The following is an 18,948-nucleotide window of genomic DNA, read 5'->3' as shown; positions in this document are numbered from 1 at the left end:
GCGCTGTTGCCATGATCTTGCCAACGCTTTTGGCAGGCTGCATGGGCACTCCGGGCGGCAACGAGGCCTCGAAAGGGCCGCGCCGTCTGGCGGCGGTCGAGGGCTACACGGCGGCCTATGACGCAAACGGCGCGCTTGTCGTGATGCGGCAGGCCGCGCCCTTTGCGAATTACGAGGGCGCCGAGGCCAAGCGGGCCGGGAACGCCATCTGCGGCGGGGCCGTGGCCTCGTCGATTGACGACACATACCGGGACGGCGCTTGGGTCTTCCCGATGGGCTGCGGATACGCGGCCTGACCTAAAACCCGCGCGGGGGCAACCTCGCGCCCGAAGAGACGAGACGGATAGCCATGGCTGACCTGAGAAAGATCATCATCGACGGGAACGAGGTCGAGGTCGATCCGAACCTCACGCTGATCCAGGCGTGCGAACAGGCGGGGATCGAGATCCCGCGCTTCTGCTACCACGAGCGTCTGTCGATTGCGGGCAACTGCCGGATGTGTCTGGTGGAAGTCGTGGGCGGTCCGCCGAAGCCTGCCGCCTCCTGCGCGATGCAGGTGCGCGATATGCGCCCCGGTCCCGAAGGGGCACCGCCGGTGATCAAGACCAACTCGCCGATGGTCAAGAAGGCCCGCGAGGGGGTGATGGAGTTCCTGCTCATCAACCACCCGCTCGACTGCCCGATCTGCGACCAGGGCGGCGAATGCGATTTGCAAGACCAGGCAATGGCTTACGGGGTGGACTTCAGCCGTTACCGCGAGCCCAAGCGCGCCGCGACCGAGCTGAACCTCGGCCCGCTGGTCGAGACCCATATGACGCGCTGCATCTCCTGCACCCGCTGCGTGCGCTTCACCACCGAAGTCGCTGGCATCACCCAGATGGGCCAGACGGGCCGGGGTGAGGATGCGGAAATCGCGAACTACCTCAACATGACGCTCGACTCCAACATGCAGGGCAACATCATCGACCTGTGCCCCGTGGGCGCGCTGGTCTCGAAGCCCTATGCCTTCACCGCGCGTCCGTGGGAACTGACCAAGACCGAGACCGTCGACGTGATGGACGCCGTGGGCTCGAACATCCGCGTCGACACCAAGGGGCGCGAAGTGATGCGCATCCTGCCGCGCAACAATGACGACGTGAACGAGGAGTGGATCTCCGACAAGACCCGCTTCGTCTGGGACGGTCTGCGCCGCCAGCGTCTCGACAAGCCTTACGTCCGCGTAGACGGCAAGCTGAAGCCTGCAAGCTGGGGCGAGGCGCTGAGCGCCGCCGCCGAGGCGATGAAGGGTAAGAAAGTCGCCGGTCTGGTGGGCGATCTGGTCTCGACCGAAGCGGCCTTCTCGCTCAAGCAGCTGATCGAAGGTCTGGGTGGCACCGTCGAATGCCGCACCGATGGCGCGCGTCTGCCGATCGGTAACCGCTACGGCTATGTCGGCAACGCGACGATCGCCGATCTGGATAACGCGGAGATGGTGCAGATCATCGGCGCGAACCCGGCGGTGGAAGCGCCCGTTCTGAACGCCCGCATCCGCAAGGCCTGGGCCAAGGGCGCGAATGTGGGCCTCGTCGGCGAAGCCTGCGATCTGACCTATGACTACGTCCATGTCGGCACCGACCGCGCCGCGCTGGCCGAGCTGTCGGGCAAGACGATCTCGGACGAGACCAAGGCGAAGAACACCGTCGTCATCATCGGGCAGGGCGCTCTGAACGAAGCCGATGGCGAGGCGGTTTTGGCCCATGCGATGAAGCTGGCCGAGAACTCCAACGCCAAGTTCATGGTGCTGCACACCGCTGCGGCCCGTGTCGGCGCGATGGATGTGGGCGCTGTGACCGAGGGCGGTCTGCTCGCGGCCATCGACGGCGCCGAAGTGATCTACAACATGGGCGCCGACGAGGTGGAGATCACCCCGCGCGCCGAGGGTGGCCCCTTCGTGATCTATCAGGGCAGCCACGGCGACCGCGGGGCCAACCGCGCCGACGTGATCCTGCCGGGCGCGGCCTATACGGAAGAAAACGGGCTCTTCGTGAACACCGAAGGGCGTCCGCAGCTTGCCTTCCGCGCGGCCTTCCCGCCGGGCGAGGCGAAAGAGAACTGGGCGATCCTGCGCGCGCTCTCGGCCGAGCTGGACGCCAAGCAGCCTTGGGACACGCTGGCCGGTCTGCGCCGCGCGATGGTGGCAGAGGTGCCGCATCTCGCGCAGGTCGATGAGGTTGTGGAGAACGAAGTGCAGGCGATCGAGCCGCGCGACATGGGCAAGGCGACCTTCCGTCTGCCGATCCACGAATTCTACCTGACCAACCCGATCGCACGGGCCTCCGTCGTGATGGGCGAATGCGCCAGCCTCGCGAAAGCGCGGGCCGAAGCGCCGGTCGCCGCCGAGTGAGGTTGAGACGGATGATGCAGACCCTGCCCAATATCGCACCGCTCGCCCCCGGCCTTCTGGCCGGTCTGGCGGCGTGCACGCCGACTGGCGGGGCGCAGGGGGATAGCGCGGTCAAACCGGACTATCGGGGCACCGAGACACGGCTCCTCGACAGCGATCTGGTGGAGATCCGCGCGCGTGTCTCGGGCGAGGGCGCTGGCGAGAAAGCGGCGACCGATTATGCCCAATGCGCAGCCGCGCAATATGCGCTGGTGCGCGGCTATGGATTTGCGCGCCATGTGCGCACGAATGTGACTGAAGAGGGTGGCATCTGGCGGGCAGATGCGGTCTACACCATCTCGCCCGCCTTGCCGCAGGGACTCAAGACGATCGACGCGGAAGTGACCGTCGCCGATTGCAAGGATCGCGGCATTCCGACCGTATGAAGAGAGTGGGACATCATGGCTGAATTCTTCGCGACACCTTTCGGGATCTTCCTGCTGATCGTGCTGCAGAGCTTGGCGGTTATCGCCTTCGTGATGCTTTCGATGATCTGGCTGGTCTATGGCGACCGTAAGATCTGGGCTGCCGTGCAGATGCGTCGCGGGCCGAACGTCGTCGGGCCCTGGGGCCTGATGCAGACCTTCGCGGATGCGCTGAAATATGTGGTCAAGGAAATCGTCGTGCCGGCGGGCGCCGACAAGTTCGTCTATTTCCTCGCCCCGATCCTGAGCTTCGTGCTGGCGATGCTGACCTTCGCGGTGATCCCCTTCGCCGACGGTTGGGTGCTGGCCGATATCAACGTGGCCCTTCTGTTCGTCTTCGCGGCCTCCTCGCTCGAGGTGTATGGCGTGATCATGGGCGGCTGGGCGTCGAACTCGAAATACCCGTTCCTCGGCTCGCTCCGCTCGGCCGCGCAGATGATCTCCTACGAGGTCTCGATCGGCCTGATCATCATCGGGGTGATCATCTCGACCGGCTCGATGAACCTGTCGACCATCGTGCGCGCGCAGGATACCGGCTGGGGCCTTCTGGGCTGGTACTGGCTGCCCCATCTGCCGATGGTGGCGCTGTTCTTCATCTCGGCGCTGGCCGAGACCAATCGCCCGCCCTTCGACCTTCCCGAAGCGGAATCCGAACTCGTCGCGGGCTTCATGGTGGAATACAGCTCGACCCCGTATCTGCTGTTCATGGCCGGCGAATATATCGCGATCTGGCTGATGTGCGCGCTGATGTCGATCCTGTTCTTCGGCGGCTGGCTGTCCCCGATCCCGGGTCTGCCCGACGGGGTGCTGTGGATGTTCGCCAAGATGGTGTTCTTCTTCTTCATGTTCGCGATGGTGAAGGCGATCGTGCCGCGCTACCGCTACGACCAGCTCATGCGGATTGGCTGGAAAGTCTTCCTGCCGCTGTCGCTGGCGTGGGTGGTGATCATCTCCTTCCTCGCGAAATTCGAAATCTTCGGGCACTTCTGGGCCCGCTGGGCGATGGGGAGCTGATAGATGGCTTTCGACTATAACCGCGCTGCCAAGTATTTCCTGCTGGTGGACTTCATCAAAGGCTTCGGTCTGGGGATGCGCTACTTCTTCGCGCCGAAACCCACGCTGAACTACCCGCACGAGAAAGGGCCGCTGTCGCCGCGCTTCCGTGGCGAGCACGCCCTGCGCCGCTACCCCAACGGGGAAGAGCGCTGCATCGCGTGCAAACTGTGCGAGGCGATCTGCCCGGCGCAGGCGATCACGATCGACGCGGAACCCCGCGCCGACGGCTCGCGCCGCACGACGCGCTACGATATCGATATGACGAAATGCATCTATTGCGGCTTCTGTCAGGAAGCCTGCCCGGTGGATGCGATCGTCGAAGGTCCGAATTTCGAATTCTCGACCGAGACCCGCGAGGAGCTGTTCTACGACAAGCAGAAGCTCCTTGAGAACGGGGCCCGCTGGGAAGCCGAGATTGCCCGCAACCTCGAACTGGATGCGCCTTACAGATGACCGACGATTTTTCGAAACTCTTTAGCAACATGATGGAGCAGTCGGCCGAGATGGCGCGGCTGTTCAATCCGGCGCTGGAAAGTTTCAATCCGGCTGCGATGGAGAAACTCTTCCCCACCATGTCGAAGGACATGATGGAGATGTGGTTCGGCAAGACCTTCAACCGCGAAGGGCTCGACAGCCGGACGCGGCTTCTGGTGACGATCGCCGCGCTCACGGTGCTGGGCGCGCAGGCGGACTCGCAGCTGCGCCTGACGATCCGCCACGCGCTCGAGGCCGGGGCCACGCAACGCGAGATCGCCGAGGTGATCTTTCAGATGAGCATGTTCGGCGGGGTGCCCGCCATGACCCGCGCGCTCGAGATCGCGCAATCGGTCTTCGACGAGAATTCGGGAGAGAACGAATGACGGTGTTTGCTTTCGCCTTCTACCTTTTCGCCATTACGGCGGTGGTCGCGGGCTTCATGGTGGTGATTTCCAAGAACCCGGTCCATTCGGTGCTCTGGCTGATCCTCACCTTCCTGTCGGCGGCGGGGCTTTTCGTGCTGCTGGGCTCGGAATTCGTCGCGATGCTCTTGATCATCGTCTATGTCGGCGCGGTCGCGGTGCTCTTCCTCTTCGTGGTGATGATGCTCGATGTCGACTTCGCCGCGCTGAAAGGCGAGCTGGCGCGCTACATGCCGCTGGGCCTGCTGATCGGGGTCGTGATGCTCGTGCAGCTGGGTATCGCTTTCGGCGCATGGCAGACCTCCGGCATGGCGGAAAGCCTGCGTGCCGATCCGGTGCCCGAGGGCATGACCAACGCGCAGGCGATCGGCCTGCTCGTTTATGACAAATACCTCTACCTCTTCCAGACGGCGGGCCTGATCCTGCTGGTCGCGATGATCGGGGCGATCCTTCTGACGCTGCGCCATCGCACCAACGTCAAGCGCCAGAACGTCATCGCGCAGATGCATCGCGATCCGTCCAAGACGATGGAAATGGTGGACGTCAAACCGGGGCAGGGGCTGTGAGCGAACAAAAGCAAGCGAAAAACGCGAGTTCGGAAACGAGGGTGAACGCATGATCGGATTGGAACATTACCTTGGCGTGGCTGCCGCGCTGTTCGTGATCGGCATTTTCGGGATCTTCGTGAACCGCAAGAACGTGATCGTCATCATGATGTCGATCGAACTCATGCTGTTGGCGGTGAATATCAACCTGGTGGCCTTCGCGGCCTATCTGGATGACCTCGTCGGACAGATCTTCACCCTCTTCGTGCTGACCGTTGCGGCAGCCGAGGCCGCGATCGGCCTTGCGATCCTCGTGGTCTTCTTCCGCAACCGCGGCTCGATCGAGGTCGAAGACGTCAACGTGATGAAGGGATAAGGGACGATGGAAACGATCATTCTCTTTGCGCCGCTGGTCGGTGCGATCCTTGGTGGCTTCGGCTGGCGGGTGATCGGCGAAAAGGGCGCGATGGTCCTGACCACGGGCCTTCTGTTCCTCGCCGCTCTGCTCAGCTGGATCGTCTTTCTCACGCTGGGCGATCAGACGCAGCACATTCACGTCCTGAACTGGATCACCTCGGGGGAGCTGGACGTCTCGTGGGCGATCCGGATGGACCGACTGACCGCGATCATGCTGATCGTGGTGACGACGGTCTCCTCGCTCGTGCATCTCTACTCGTGGGGCTACATGGCCCATGATGAGAATTTCGACGAAGGCAAGGGCGAGAACTACAAGGCGCGCTTCTTCGCCTACCTGTCCTTCTTCACCTTCACCATGTTGATGCTGGTGACCTCGGACAACCTGCTGCAGATGTTCTTCGGCTGGGAAGGCGTCGGTGTCGCCTCCTACCTGCTGATCGGTTTCTACTACAAGAAACCCTCGGCCAACGCGGCGGCGATGAAGGCCTTCATCGTCAACCGTGTCGGCGATTTCGGCTTCCTGCTGGGGATGTTCGGTCTGTTCTACATGACCGGCTCGCTGCAGCTGGACGACGTCTTCTCGGCGGCGCCGGCCTTGTCAGAGACCAATCTGGACTTCCTCTGGGGGTCCTGGAACGCGGTCGAGCTGTGCGCCTTCCTGCTCTTCGTGGGTGCAATGGGTAAATCGGCGCAGCTCTTCCTGCACACATGGTTGCCGGACGCGATGGAAGGCCCGACGCCTGTGTCGGCGCTGATCCACGCCGCGACCATGGTGACCGCAGGCGTGTTCCTCGTCTGCCGCATGTCGCCGGTCTATGAATACGCTCCGCATGCGCAGACCTTCATCGTCGTGATCGGCGCCTCGACCGCCTTCTTCGCCGCGACCGTGGGTCTGGTGCAGAACGACATCAAGCGCGTCATCGCTTATTCGACCTGTTCGCAGCTGGGCTACATGTTCGCCGCGGCCGGTGTCGGCGTCTATTCGGTGGCGATGTTCCACCTGCTGACCCACGCGTTCTTCAAAGCGCTGCTGTTCCTTTCGGCGGGCTCGGTCATCACCGCGATGCACCACGAGCAGGACATGCGGAACTATGGCGGCCTTCGCAAAAAGGTGCCGCTGACCTTCTGGGCGATGATCTTCGGCACGCTGGCGATCACCGGGGTCGGTATTCCCTTCACGCCGATCGGCTTCGCAGGCTTCCTGTCGAAAGACGCGATCATCGAGAGCGTCTGGGGCGGCTCCGGCGCGGGCTATGCCTTCTGGCTTCTGGTCATCGCGGCGGCCTTCACGTCCTTCTACTCGTGGCGCCTGATCTTCATGACCTTCTTCGGCAAGCCGCGCGGCGATCATCATGCGCATGATCACGCGAAGGAAAGCCCCTGGGTCATGACGGTGCCGCTCGTGGTGCTGTCCTTCGGCGCGATCTTCGCCGGGATGATCTGGTACAACGTCTTCTTTGGCGATCACGCGAAGCTGGTGAAGTTCTTCGGGCTTCCCGCCCATGCCGAGCAGACGGCGGATGCGGGTCACGCGACGAATGGCGAGGCTGCGCAGACCGGCGAGGGCACCCATGGCGCAACGCCGCCGGTGCCGGATGCGACCATGTCCGAAGATCAGGCCGAGGCCGAGCTGATGGACGAGGCCAAGACCTCGCCGGATGTCGGCGTCTCTACCGCGGTGATCAAGTATCCGGGCGTCGCACCTCAGGGCGCGATCTATATGGGTCAGGAAAACGAGGTCATCGACAAGGCGCACCACGCGCCGGCCTGGGTCAAGGTTTCGCCCTTCGTGGCGATGCTTGCAGGGCTTCTCGTGGCATGGCTGTTCTACATCAAGGACACCAGCCTGCCGAAGCGGTTCGCCGAGGCGCAGCCTGGCCTGTACCGCTTCCTGCTCAACAAGTGGTATTTCGACGAGCTGTACGAGCGCATCTTCGTGCGCCCGGCGCTCTGGTTCGGCTATCAATTCTGGAAGAAAGGGGACGAGGGCTCGATTGACCGAGTTATCGACGGCATGGCCGTCGGCATCGTCCCGACATTCACGAGGTTCCTTAACAGGATGCAATCGGGCTATCTGTTCCACTACGCCTTCGCCATGGTGATCGGGATTGTCGGTCTCATGCTCTGGGTCGTCCTCAACGGGGGGGCGAACTGATGCAACACCTGCTTTCCATCGTCATCTTCACGCCCGCCGTGGCGGCGCTGATCCTCGCGCTGGTTCTGCGCGGCGGCTCGCCCGAGGCGGACCGGAACGCGAAATGGGTGGCGCTGACCGCGACGTCGGTCACCTTCCTGATCTCGCTGTTCCTGCTGGCCGGGTTCGACCCGTCCAACACCGGCTTCCAGTTCATGGAGAAATACACTTGGATCATGGGGTTCCAGTACCGCGTGGGTGTCGACGGCCTGTCGATCCTCTTCGTGATGCTGACCACCTTCATGATGCCGCTGGTGATCGTCGGGAGCTGGAACGTCACCGACCGCGTGAAGGAATACATGATCGCCTTCCTCGTCCTCGAGACGCTGATGGTGGGCACCTTCGTCACGCTCGATCTGGTGCTGTTCTACCTGTTCTTCGAAGCGGGCCTGATCCCGATGTTCCTGATCATCGGGATCTGGGGGGGCAAGCAGCGCGTCTACGCCGCGTTCAAGTTCTTCCTCTACACCTTCTTCGGCTCGGTCTTCATGCTGGTGTCGATCATCTACATCTACTTCCACACCGGAACGACGGACATGCCGGGGCTGCTCGTCTACGAGTTCCCATACACACCGGTGCACATACTCGGGATAACGATCCCCGGCGGGGTGCAAACGCTGCTCTGGCTCGGCTTCTTCATCTCCTTCGCGATCAAGATGCCGCTCTGGCCGGTGCACACCTGGCTGCCTGCTGCGCACGTGCAGGCGCCGACGGCCGGTTCGGTCGTGCTCGCCGCGGTGCTGCTGAAGCTCGCCGATTACGGTTTCCTGCGCTTCTCGCTGCCGATGTTCCCGGTGGGCAACCTCGTGGTCGGCCCCTGGGCGATGTGGCTCGCGGTGATCGCGATCATCTGGACCTCGCTGGTGGCGCTGGTGCAGACCGATATCAAGCGCGTCATCGCCTATAGCTCGGTCGCGCACATGGCCGTCGTGCTGCTCGGGATCTTCTCGGGCACGCAGCAGGGCATCGAGGGCGGTATCTTCATGGTTGTCGCGCACGGTTTCACCTCGGCGGCGCTGTTCCTCGCGGTGGGTGTGGTCTACGACCGGATGCATACGCGTGAGATCTCGGCCTATGGCGGCCTTGTGAAGCGCATGCCCGCCTATGCGACGATCTTCATGTTCTTCACGATGGCCAATGTCGGCCTTCCCGGCACCGCCAATTTCGTCGGCGAGTTCCTGATCCTCGTGGGCGTCTTCCAGGTGAATACGTGGGTTGCGCTCTTCGCCACGACGAGCGTGATCCTGTCGGCGGCCTATGCGCTCTGGCTCTATCGCCGGGTCGTCTTCGGCGATCTGATCAAAGAGAGCCTGCGCTCGATCACCGACCTGAGCACGCGCGAGAAGTGGATCTTCGCGCCGCTGGTCGCGATGACACTGTTGCTCGGGGTCTATCCTGATCTGGTGACCAACATCATCGGGCCGTCGGTGACGCAACTCGTCCAGAACTATCACGATGCCTTGCCGGACAACCTTCTGTCCGACCTGGTCGAACACTGAGGAGCTGAGGGATGACTTCTGCGGATTTCTCGATCGTCCTTCCGGAGTTTTTGCTCGCCGTCTACGCGATGGTGGCGCTGCTCGCGGGTGTGTGGTTCGGCAAGGACAAGCTTGCGCCGACCCTGCTGTGGATCACCTCCGGCGTCATGCTGGTGATCGCGGCCTGGATCGGTCTGGCCGAGGTAGGGTCGCATGAGGCCTTCGGCGGCCTCTTCATCGACGATGCGTTCTCGCGCTTCACCAAGGTGATGATCCTTGTCTCGGCTGCGCTGGTTCTCGCGATGGGCACCGATTACATGCAGCGCCGCGGGTTGCTGCGCTTCGAATACCCGATCCTCGCGACGCTGGCCGTCATCGGTATGATGATGATGGTCTCGGCGGGCAACCTGATGTCGCTCTATATGGGCCTCGAGCTGCAATCGCTCGCGCTCTACATCGTGGCCGCGCTGCGCCGCGAGAGCGAGAAAAGCTCGGAAGCGGGTCTGAAGTACTTCGTGCTCGGCGCGCTGTCCTCGGGCATTCTGCTCTACGGCGCCTCGCTGACCTACGGCTTCGCGGGCACCACGCAATTCGCGGGTATCATCGGGGTGGTTCAAGAAGGTCACCTGCCGATCGGCCTGCTGTTCGGCATGGTTTTCCTGATCGCCGGTCTCGCCTTCAAGGTCTCGGCGGTGCCGTTCCACATGTGGACGCCCGACGTCTATGAAGGCTCGCCCACGCCGGTCACCGCGTTCTTCGCCACCGCGCCGAAAATCGCCGCGATGGCGCTGATCGCACGGCTCGTCTTCGACGCCTTCGGTCAGGTGCCGGCGGAATGGGGCCAGATCCTCGCGCTGCTTGCGGGCCTGTCGATGGTCTGGGGCTCGGTCGCGGCGATCGGTCAGACCAACATCAAACGCCTGATGGCCTATTCCTCGATCACCCATATGGGCTTCGTGCTGCTGGGCCTCTCGGCGGGCACTGCCGAGGGCGTGCAGGCGATGCTGACCTATATGGCGATCTACGTGACGATGAATGTCGGCGTCTTCGCCTTCATGCTCTCGATGGAGCGTGACGGCCAGCCGGTGACCGATATCAAGTCGCTGAACCAATATGCCCGTCAGGATCCGACCAAGGCGCTGGCGATGCTGGTACTGCTGTTCTCGCTCGCGGGCGTGCCGCCGTTCCTGGGCTTCTTCGCCAAGTTCGCGGTGCTGCAGGCGGCGCTGCATGCGGGCTATATCTGGCTCGTGCTGCTGGGCGTGATCGCCTCGGTCGTGGCGGCCTTCTACTACCTGCGGATCGTGTTTTACATGTATTTCGGCAAGGAGACGGACCCGCTGGACAACCGGATGCCCGCGATTCAATGGGGGCTTCTGATGGTCTCCGCGCTGGCAATGCTGCTCGGTATCTTCAACCTCTTCGGCATCGAGGGCGCGGCCCAGGCTGCGGCGGCGGCTCTTGTCAACTGAGCGCGATGACTGGCCCGAGGGTGTGGCGCGACACGTCCTGCCCTCGGTCGATAGCACCATGGATGAAGCGGCCCGGCTAGCGCCGGGCCTCTCCGGTTCAGCGTGGATCTTCGCGCATGAGCAGACCGCGGCCCGCGGTCGGCGCGGGCGTGCCTGGCGCGCGCCCACGGGCAATTTCTCGGCGACGCTGGTGATGCGGCCCGAGGGCGGACTGGGGCAGGCGGCGCTCTATTCCTTCGTCGCGGCTCTGGCGCTCGAGGCGGCGCTCGCCCATGTCGGGGGCCCGCATGCACGGCTCACGATCAAATGGCCCAATGACGTGCTGCTGAGCGGTGGCAAGATCGCGGGTATCCTGCTGGAGAGCCTGCGGGGCGGAGAGCAGATCGCGATCGGCATCGGGGTGAACCTCGCGCAGGCGCCCGACCGCAGCGAGGTCGAGCCCGAGGCGATGGCCCCGGTCAGCCTGATTGGCGAGACCGGGATGCAGATCGCCCCGGTCGACTTCCTGCCGATGCTGGCGCAGGCCTTCGATCACTACGACCGGCAATTCCGCGATTACGGCTTCGACGCGATCCGCAATGCGTGGCTCGCCCGCGCGGCGCGTCTGGGCGAGGAGATCACCGCCCGGGTCGGCAACGAGACCTATCGTGGCACCTTCGAGACCATCGACGAGACCGGGGCGCTTATCCTGACCACGCCCGAGGGCCGTCGCGCCATCTCGGCAGCGGATATCTTTTTCTGAGCGGAAAGGGGGAGCCATGCTTCTCTGCATCGACTGCGGTAACACCAATACGGTCTTTTCGGTCTGGGACGGGACGGATTTCGTCGCCACATGGCGGATGGAGACCAATCACCAGCGCACGGCGGACGAATATTTCCTCTGGCTGTCGGGCATGATGCGCGTGCAGGAGATCGCCGGCGAGATCACCGAGGTGATCATCTCGTCGACCGTGCCGCGCGTCGTGTTCAACCTGCGGGTCCTGTCGAACCGGTATTTCAACTGCCGCCCGCTGGTGGTGGGCAAGCCCGAATGCCGTCTCCCGGTCGAGCCGCGCGTCGATCCGGGCACGACCGTGGGGCCGGATCGCCTCGTGAACACGGTGGCGGGCTATGACCGGCATGGCGGCGATATCGTCGTCGTCGATTTCGGCACTGCGACCACCTTCGACGTGGTGGCCTCCGACGGGGCCTATATCGGCGGCGTGATCGCGCCCGGCGTGAACCTCTCGCTGGAGGCGTTGCACGCCTCCGCCGCCGCCCTACCTCATGTCGATGTGACGATGCCCGAAAAGGCCATCGGCACGAATACCGTCGCCTGTATCCAATCGGGCGTTTTCTGGGGCTATATCGGCCTCGTCGAAGGCGTCGTGCGCCAAATCCGGCTCGAACGCGACCGGCCGATGAAAGTCATCGCGACCGGCGGTCTGGCCGAACTGTTCTCGCAGGGCTTTGACCTCTTTGACAGTGTGGATTACGACCTTACCATGCACGGCCTTCGCCTCCTCAACGACTATAACAAGGATCTTCCCGCGTGAGTGACAGACTGATCTACCTCCCCCTCGGCGGTGCCGGCGAAATTGGCATGAACGCCTATGTGTACGGCTACGGCCCAGAGGGGAAAGAGCGGCTGATCGTTGTCGATCTGGGCGTGACTTTCCCGGATATGGACGGCACGCCCGGCGTCGATCTGATCTTCGCCGATCTCGAATGGCTGGAAGCGAATGCCGACCGGATCGACGCGATCTTTATCACCCACGCCCATGAAGACCATATCGGCGCGCTGCCCCATGTCTGGAACAAGCTGCGCAAGCCGGTCTATGCGCGGGCCTTCACCGGCCGCATCGGTCAGCTGAAGCTGGAAGAGGCGGGGATCCCGCCCGAGACGATCCAGATCGTCGAGCCGCGCCCGAAGGTGATCGAAGCCGGTCCCTTCAAGGTGCAGTTCGTGCCGATCTCGCACTCGATCCCCGAGAGCTCCGGCCTCATCATCGACACGCCCGCGGGCCGCGTCGTCCATACGGGCGATTTCAAGCTCGACGGCAATCCAATCGTGGGCGAGCCCTTCGAGCCCGAGATGTGGCATGCCATCGCCAAAGAGGGCGACGGTGTGAAGGTTCTGGTGAGCGATTCCACGAATGTCTTCTCGCCGCTGCCGGGCCGGTCGGAGGCCACGCTGGCCGAGCCGATCTCGGAACTGATCCGCGCACAGACCGGCATGGTCGTCGCGACAACCTTCGCCTCGAACGTCGCGCGCCTGAAGACGCTCGCCGAGGCGGGCAAGGCCGCGGGGCGCTCCGTCTGCCTGCTGGGCCGTGCGATGAAGCGTATGGTCTCGGTCGCCGAGGAAACCGGGGTGCTCAAGGGCATGCCCGGCACGATCTCGGCGGAAGAGGCGAGTGACGTGCCGCGTCAGAACCTGATGCTGATCGTGACCGGCTCTCAGGGCGAGCGCCGCGCGGCCTCGGCCCAGCTGAGCCGTGGCAAATATCTGGGTCTCGAGCTGAAAGAGGGCGACACATTCCTGTTCTCCTCGAAGACCATTCCGGGCAACGAGCGCGGCGTGATCCGCATCATGAATGCGTTCTCCGAGATGGGCGTCGATGTGGTGGACGATCACGGCGGGCTCTATCACGTCTCGGGCCACGCGAACCGCCCCGATCTGGAAGCCGTCCATGAACTGCTCGCGCCGAAGATGCTGATCCCGATGCATGGCGAGCACCGTCACCTGCGCGAGCACGCGAAGCTGGCTTCGGATAAGGGCATCGCGTCAGAAGTCGCGACGAACGGCACGATGATCGACCTGACCGGCAAGACGCCGAAAGTCGTCGAATATATCGAAGCGGGCCGCACTTACCTCGACGGTTCGGTGCAGATCGGCGCGATGGATGGCGTGGTGCGGGACCGGATGCGTATGGCGCTGAACGGGCTGTGCCTCGTGACCCTGATCCTCGACGAGGAAGACCAGCCGCTGGGCGAGCCCTGGGTCGAGCTGAACGGCCTGCCGAAACTGGGCCGCTCGGGCGCGCCGCTGGCCGAGACGATCGAAGACGAGATGACGCAATATCTCGAACGCGCTTCGATCAAAATCCTCAAAAATGACGACAAGATCGACGAGGGCCTGCGTCGCATCGCGCGTCAGGTCTCGATGGAAGAGATCGGCAAGAAGCCCGAAGTGATCGTCGTCACCAGCCGCCTGTCCGAGTGAGCGCGGCTCCGCGCCCCTGAAGGGCGCGGATCGCCCTAGGCGCAGGCGGGCAGGGGCGCGCGCCATCCCTAAAGACAAAGAAAACCCCGCCGGAGGAAGCCTCCGGCGGGGATATTTTTACCAATACGAAAGCGTCAGCTGTCCGCTTTGTCCTCGGCGGTCTCCTCAACCGCGCCGGGGCGGAAGGAGACGGTGAGGAAGTCCGGAACGTGATCGCCCATGCCCACGACTTCGTTGTCGCGCTCGCGGCGGTTGCGGCCACCGCGCGACCGGCGGGCATTGCCGCCCTCGTCGGAAGATTGGCTGCGCGATTGCGGCTTCGGAGCGCTCGTGGCCTCGGGGGCCTCGCCGCGGACCTCTTCGGGCTGAGCCTCGACCTTCTTGGGTGCCTGCTCTTGCTCCTGCTGCTCCTGCGGTGCGGCGCTTTGCGGCTGCTGCGCCTCTTCGCTGTGATGTTCGCGTTTCGACCCACGCCCGCCACGATCCCGGCTGCGTCCGCCGCGCGAACGACCGCCCTTGGCGTCTTCGCGCTTGCGCGCCGGTTGCTTCGCACCTTCGGACAGCTCGAAATCTTCCGGCGGCTCGGCGCGCGGGATTTCCTGTTCGACGAGGCTTTCGATCTGACCGAGGAACTTCTCGTCCGACGGCACAGCGATCGAGATCGCCGTGCCCTTGCGGCCCGCGCGACCCGTGCGGCCGATCCGGTGGACGTAATCCTCGGCATGCATCGGCAGGTCGTAGTTGAAGACATGGCTCACCGAGGGCACGTCGAGACCGCGCGCGGCCACGTCGGAGGCGATCAGCAGCTTGAGCTTGCCATCGCGGAAATTCTCGAGCGTGCGCGTGCGCTGGCTCTGGTCGAGATCGCCATGGATCGGGGCGGCGTCGAAGCCGTATTTCTGCAGGCTCTTGGCGACGATATCGACATCGACCTTGCGGTTACAGAAGACGATCGCGTTGGTGCAGGCCTCGCCCTCGGCCGAGATCACCGCGCGCAGCAATTCGCGCTTGGCCTTGGCCGTCTGGTCGCGGCGCGCCGGTTCGATCTGGATCAGCTTCTGGGTGATGTTCGCACCGGTGGTCGCCTGACGCGCAACTTCGACCCGCGTCGGCGCATGCAGGAAGGTGTTGGTGATCCGCTCGATCTCAGGGGCCATCGTGGCCGAGAAGAACAGCGTCTGGCGCGTGAAGGGCGTCAGCTGGAAGATGCGCTCGATATCCGGGATGAAGCCCATGTCGAGCATCCGGTCGGCCTCGTCGACGACCATGACCTTCACGTCGGTCAGGATCAGCTTGCCACGCTCGAAATGGTCGAGCAGGCGGCCCGGCGTCGCGATCAGCACGTCGACGCCCTTGTCGATCAGCTTGTCCTGCTCGCCGAACGACACGCCGCCGATCAGCAGCGCGCGGGTCAGCTTGGTGTTCTTGGCGTAGAGGTCGAAGTTCTCGGCGACCTGGGCTGCCAGTTCGCGCGTCGGGCAGAGCACGAGCGAGCGCGGCATCCGGGCGCGGGCGCGGCCCCGGCGCAGCAGCGTCAGCATCGGCAGGGTGAAGCTGGCGGTTTTGCCGGTCCCGGTCTGCGCGATGCCGAGCACGTCCTTGCCTTCGAGCGCGGGCGGAATGGCGCCAGCCTGAATGGGCGTGGGCTCTTCGTAGCCAGCGTCGACAACGGCGGAAAGGACTTTCGGGTCCAGCTTCAGATCGGTGAATTTAGTCATGGGTTTCCTTGGTTTACCTTTGATCGCGTCCTGTCGCGACCCGCATCGGGCGGGGCCGCTATCGGGCGCTTTAGGAACCGGGCGCCCAGGAGAAGCTCCGCCGGATTACGGAGCTTGACTGCGCCCTACCGGATTGCGACGCAAAGGTCAATCTTTTCAGGGGGTGACCCGGGGCTGCGCGCGGAACATAGCGCGGTCCTGCGCGATATTCGGCCTCTTGCAAAAGGGCACGGAACCTGACCTCCTGAACGGGGTTTGATCCCGAAGCGTGACGAGGGACAGGTATGGCAATCGCGGAATCGGCGGGTCTCGGCCCGGTATTGGCCTTTGCGCTGGTGGGTGTGTGCGGTGTTGGGGCGCAATGGCTGGCCTGGCGCCTGCGCCTGCCCGCCATCGTGATCATGCTGGTCGCAGGGCTCATCGCGGGGCCCGCGACGGGGCTTTTGAACCCGAGCCGGGATTTTGGCGACTTGCTGAGCCCTCTGATCGCGCTCGCCGTGGCGGTGATCCTGTTCGAGGGGGGCTTTTCTCTCGATTTCCACCGCTTGGGCGACGCGAAAACCGGCGTACGGCGGCTGGTCTTCATCGGCGCACCTCTGGGTTGGTTCCTATCGGTGCTCGCGCTCGTTTGGGGCGCGGGGCTCAGCTGGGAAAGCGCGGCTGTTTTCGGCGGCATCATGGTCGTCACCGGCCCCACGGTGATCGCGCCGCTTCTGCGCACGGCGAAACTCGCCCGCCGCCCCGCACGGCTGCTGCAATGGGAAGCGATCGTGAACGATCCGATCGGCGCGCTGGCGGCGGTTCTGGCCTTCGAGGTGGTGTTCACGCTGCGCTCCAATCTGCCGATGGGCGAGGCGGTGTGGCATCTCGCGCTCGGTATCGGGTTTGCGGCCGCGATCGGTGGCGCTGTCGGCTGGGGCATCGCGCGCAGCTTCTCGCGCGGCTGGGTGCCGGAATTCATGAAGGTGCCGGTGCTCTTCGCGACGCTTCTGGGTACCTTCGCGGTGACGGATCACGTGCTGCATGAAAGCGGGCTGCTGGCGGTCACCGTGATGGGGCTGGTGATCGGCAATGCCGACCTGCCGTCCTACGAGGAACTGCGCCGTTTCAAGGAACATGCGACGGTCTTGCTGGTCTCGGGCGTGTTCATCCTGCTCGCCGCGAATATCGAGATCGACCAGCTCGCCGCGCTCGACTGGCACGCGCTCCTCTTCATTATTCTCGTGGTGCTGGTGGCGCGGCCGCTGACGGTGCTGATTTCGCTGATCGGGACAGCACTGCCGCGCAACGAGCGGTTGCTGATCGCCTTTACCGGCCCGCGCGGGGTGGTGCTGGTCGCGGTGGCGGGCCTCTTCGGGCAGCGTCTGGCCGAGATCGGCGTCGCGGACGGGTTGCGGATCGGGCCGCTGGCCTTCGTGCTGGTGCTGGTGACGGTGATCGTGCACGGCTTCACGCTGGCGCCGCTCGCGCGGAAGCTGGGGCTCGCCAATGCCGACAAGCCGGGCCTGCTGATCGTGGGCGGCTCGCGCTTCACCACGGCGCTGGCCGAGACGCTGAACAAGGCCGAGGTGCCGGTGCTGATCACCGACCCGAACCACGCCCATTTGATCCGCCCGCGCGCCAATGGGCTCAAGACCTTCTACGGCGACATTCTGGGCGAGGCGGCGGAGGACAAGGTCGAGCTGATGGCCTATTCGACCCTGCTCGCCGCCACAGATAACGACGCCTACAACACGCTCGTCGCGACCGATCTCGCGCCCGAGCTGGGCCGCGACAAGGTCTGGCAGGTGCCGCGCCAGAAGGACGACCGCGAGCGTCACGCGCTGCCGACGCAACTGGGCGGGCGGCGCTTTGGCGAGGGGCGGACGCTGGAGAATTGGGAGAAGCTGCTGTCCGAGGGATGGCGTTTCCGCGTCACCCGGATCACCGAGGAATACACGCTGACCCAGTGGCGTGAGAAACGGCCCAAGGCGAAGCCCGTGATGGTCGTGGCGAAAAGCGGGGATCTGCGCTTCGTGATCGATCCGGCCGAAATGAAGGTCGAGCCGGGCGGGCGGTTGATTTCGCTCCTGCCGCCCGAGGCCTTCGAGGAAGAGACCACGCAGAAGGCCAAGGCCGGGGAGAAGCCCTCGGGTCAGCCGGGGCCTGCCGCGCGGATTCCGTGAGGGCTAGTCGATCCGGGCGGTGAGGGTTCGACGGGCGATCACCGCGCCGTCGCGGCTGAGCGTGATCTGGCCGTCGTAGCGCCCCTTCGGCCATCCGCCCGGCGGGGCTTTCTTGCCGACATAGCGGAAGAACCGGGCTTTTGACGCGTCGACCTCGCTGGTCGTCCTGATGCTGATCCCGTCCGGGCCGGTGATCTCGAACCCGATCGTGTCCCCAGTTCGCAGGCCGAAGCCGTAGCCCCACAAGATAAGCGCGGGTGCGGTGTCGCTGGGCGGGGGCAGGGGCGCGCCAGCTAGGATTGTCTCGAAGCGTGGCACGGTGGCGGTGAGCCCGGCCTCGAGCCAACCGCTCGGCCGATAGGTGATCGGGGCGGTCCAGAGCGTTTGCGTCGCATCGCTGGCGCAGGCGTCCTGCATGTCAGGGTCGAACGGGTCAACTACGGTGTCCTCGTGGCGCAGCGAGAGATGCAGATGCGGGAATTCCGCTTGGCCCGATTGTCCGACGAGGCCGAGCGGGGCGCCCGCCTTGATCCGGTTGCCCCGATTCACGGCAATGGAGCCTTCGCGCAGATGGCAATATTGGGACTGCCAGCCATTGCCGAGATCGATGATGATCCCGTTTCCGCATTCCTTGCCCGCGACTGTCTTTCCGCTGGCATAAGCCCCGTCGGGCTCTCCGTCTCGGGTGGCGACGACACGGCCCGGGGCGGCGGCCATCACCTGCACGCCCGCTTTCATCTGCGCTTCGGTCAGCAGCGCGAAATCGGTGCCCTTGTGGCCGTCATAGGACAGTCCGCCGCAACCCGCATCGCGCACACCGGAGCCGGGGTCGCGGTCGACGTAGTTCTGGATGTAGCAGTCTTGGCCAAGCGTGCAGTCGACCGGCATCTGCAGCTTCGGCGCGTCGGATAGAAAAGTCCCGGCCATGCAGGGCATGGCCGGGACGAGAAGG

17 protein-coding genes are annotated in these 18,948 nt (G+C 64.3%); 15 read left to right on the top strand and 2 right to left on the bottom strand.

Annotated features, from left to right (window positions below):
- The first annotated feature begins 11 nt into the window (after positions 1–11).
- Genes ACZ7GB_RS01815 through ACZ7GB_RS01750 form a run of 14 tightly spaced genes read left to right on the top strand, consistent with a single transcriptional unit; the run spans position 12 to position 14,113 of the window.
- Positions 12–296, top strand: coding sequence for a hypothetical protein (locus ACZ7GB_RS01815; RefSeq protein WP_472157454.1), 285 nt, complete (start codon positions 12–14; stop codon positions 294–296).
- A 53-nt stretch (positions 297–349) separates the two neighbouring features.
- Positions 350–2,383, top strand: a complete 2,034-nt coding sequence (gene nuoG, locus ACZ7GB_RS01810) for an NADH-quinone oxidoreductase subunit NuoG (protein ID WP_472157452.1) — start codon at positions 350–352, stop codon at positions 2,381–2,383.
- Between the two features lie 14 nt (positions 2,384–2,397).
- Complete coding sequence (locus ACZ7GB_RS01805; RefSeq protein ID WP_172976187.1) at positions 2,398–2,808, top strand: hypothetical protein; 411 nt, start codon at positions 2,398–2,400, stop codon at positions 2,806–2,808.
- Positions 2,809–2,823: 15 nt separating this feature from the next.
- A complete protein-coding gene (gene nuoH, locus ACZ7GB_RS01800; RefSeq protein ID WP_078599295.1) occupies positions 2,824–3,861 on the top strand; it encodes an NADH-quinone oxidoreductase subunit NuoH in 1,038 nt (345 codons plus the stop codon).
- A gap of 3 nt (positions 3,862–3,864) precedes the next feature.
- Positions 3,865–4,356 carry an NADH-quinone oxidoreductase subunit NuoI gene (gene nuoI, locus ACZ7GB_RS01795; RefSeq protein WP_075774482.1) on the top strand — a complete coding sequence of 164 codons (492 nt, stop codon included), beginning with the start codon at positions 3,865–3,867 and terminating at the stop codon, positions 4,354–4,356.
- Complete coding sequence (locus ACZ7GB_RS01790) at positions 4,353–4,763, top strand: carboxymuconolactone decarboxylase family protein (RefSeq protein ID WP_078519420.1); 411 nt, start codon at positions 4,353–4,355, stop codon at positions 4,761–4,763. The genes nuoI and ACZ7GB_RS01790 overlap by 4 nt, the downstream gene beginning before the upstream one ends.
- A complete protein-coding gene (locus ACZ7GB_RS01785; RefSeq protein ID WP_078519419.1) occupies positions 4,760–5,368 on the top strand; it encodes an NADH-quinone oxidoreductase subunit J in 609 nt (202 codons plus the stop codon). The genes ACZ7GB_RS01790 and ACZ7GB_RS01785 overlap by 4 nt, the downstream gene beginning before the upstream one ends.
- A gap of 49 nt (positions 5,369–5,417) precedes the next feature.
- Entirely contained in the window at positions 5,418–5,723 is a 306-nt protein-coding gene (nuoK, locus tag ACZ7GB_RS01780) for an NADH-quinone oxidoreductase subunit NuoK (protein WP_075774485.1), read from the top strand.
- A 6-nt stretch (positions 5,724–5,729) separates the two neighbouring features.
- The gene (nuoL, locus tag ACZ7GB_RS01775) at positions 5,730–7,919 is read left to right on the top strand and encodes an NADH-quinone oxidoreductase subunit L (protein WP_078546626.1); all 2,190 of its coding nucleotides are present in this window, start codon (positions 5,730–5,732) and stop codon (positions 7,917–7,919) included.
- Complete coding sequence (locus ACZ7GB_RS01770; RefSeq protein ID WP_472157449.1) at positions 7,919–9,457, top strand: NADH-quinone oxidoreductase subunit M; 1,539 nt, start codon at positions 7,919–7,921, stop codon at positions 9,455–9,457. The genes nuoL and ACZ7GB_RS01770 overlap by 1 nt, the downstream gene beginning before the upstream one ends.
- 11 nt (positions 9,458–9,468) lie before the next feature.
- Positions 9,469–10,908, top strand: a complete 1,440-nt coding sequence (gene nuoN / locus ACZ7GB_RS01765; protein WP_078519416.1) for an NADH-quinone oxidoreductase subunit NuoN — start codon at positions 9,469–9,471, stop codon at positions 10,906–10,908.
- Positions 10,898–11,650 (top strand): biotin--[acetyl-CoA-carboxylase] ligase, encoded by a 753-nt coding sequence (locus tag ACZ7GB_RS01760; protein WP_281480088.1) that lies wholly within the window; start codon positions 10,898–10,900, stop codon positions 11,648–11,650. The genes nuoN and ACZ7GB_RS01760 overlap by 11 nt, the downstream gene beginning before the upstream one ends.
- 16 nt (positions 11,651–11,666) lie before the next feature.
- Positions 11,667–12,443 carry a type III pantothenate kinase gene (locus ACZ7GB_RS01755; RefSeq protein ID WP_078599292.1) on the top strand — a complete coding sequence of 259 codons (777 nt, stop codon included), beginning with the start codon at positions 11,667–11,669 and terminating at the stop codon, positions 12,441–12,443.
- Between the two features lie 47 nt (positions 12,444–12,490).
- Complete coding sequence (locus ACZ7GB_RS01750; protein WP_472157901.1) at positions 12,491–14,113, top strand: ribonuclease J; 1,623 nt, start codon at positions 12,491–12,493, stop codon at positions 14,111–14,113.
- Positions 14,114–14,247: 134 nt separating this feature from the next.
- Here the strand turns inward: ACZ7GB_RS01750 and ACZ7GB_RS01745 are convergent, their stop codons facing one another.
- Positions 14,248–15,831, bottom strand: coding sequence for a DEAD/DEAH box helicase (locus tag ACZ7GB_RS01745; RefSeq protein WP_472157447.1), 1,584 nt, complete (start codon positions 15,829–15,831; stop codon positions 14,248–14,250).
- 284 nt (positions 15,832–16,115) lie between these two features.
- Between ACZ7GB_RS01745 and ACZ7GB_RS01740 the strand changes: the two genes are divergently transcribed.
- Positions 16,116–17,996 carry a cation:proton antiporter gene (locus tag ACZ7GB_RS01740; protein ID WP_472157445.1) on the top strand — a complete coding sequence of 627 codons (1,881 nt, stop codon included), beginning with the start codon at positions 16,116–16,118 and terminating at the stop codon, positions 17,994–17,996.
- A gap of 3 nt (positions 17,997–17,999) precedes the next feature.
- Here ACZ7GB_RS01740 and ACZ7GB_RS01735 read toward each other — a convergent pair whose 3' ends face one another.
- The gene (locus ACZ7GB_RS01735) at positions 18,000–18,923 is read right to left on the bottom strand and encodes a M23 family metallopeptidase (protein ID WP_472157443.1); all 924 of its coding nucleotides are present in this window, start codon (positions 18,921–18,923) and stop codon (positions 18,000–18,002) included.
- Positions 18,924–18,948 lie beyond the last annotated feature (25 nt).

It is taken from the genome of Thioclava sp. PTB-PU3-1 (genome assembly GCF_055666785.1).
The sequence above is the reverse complement of the archived record's forward strand: the minus strand, read 5'-3'. Positions and strand labels throughout refer to the sequence as shown.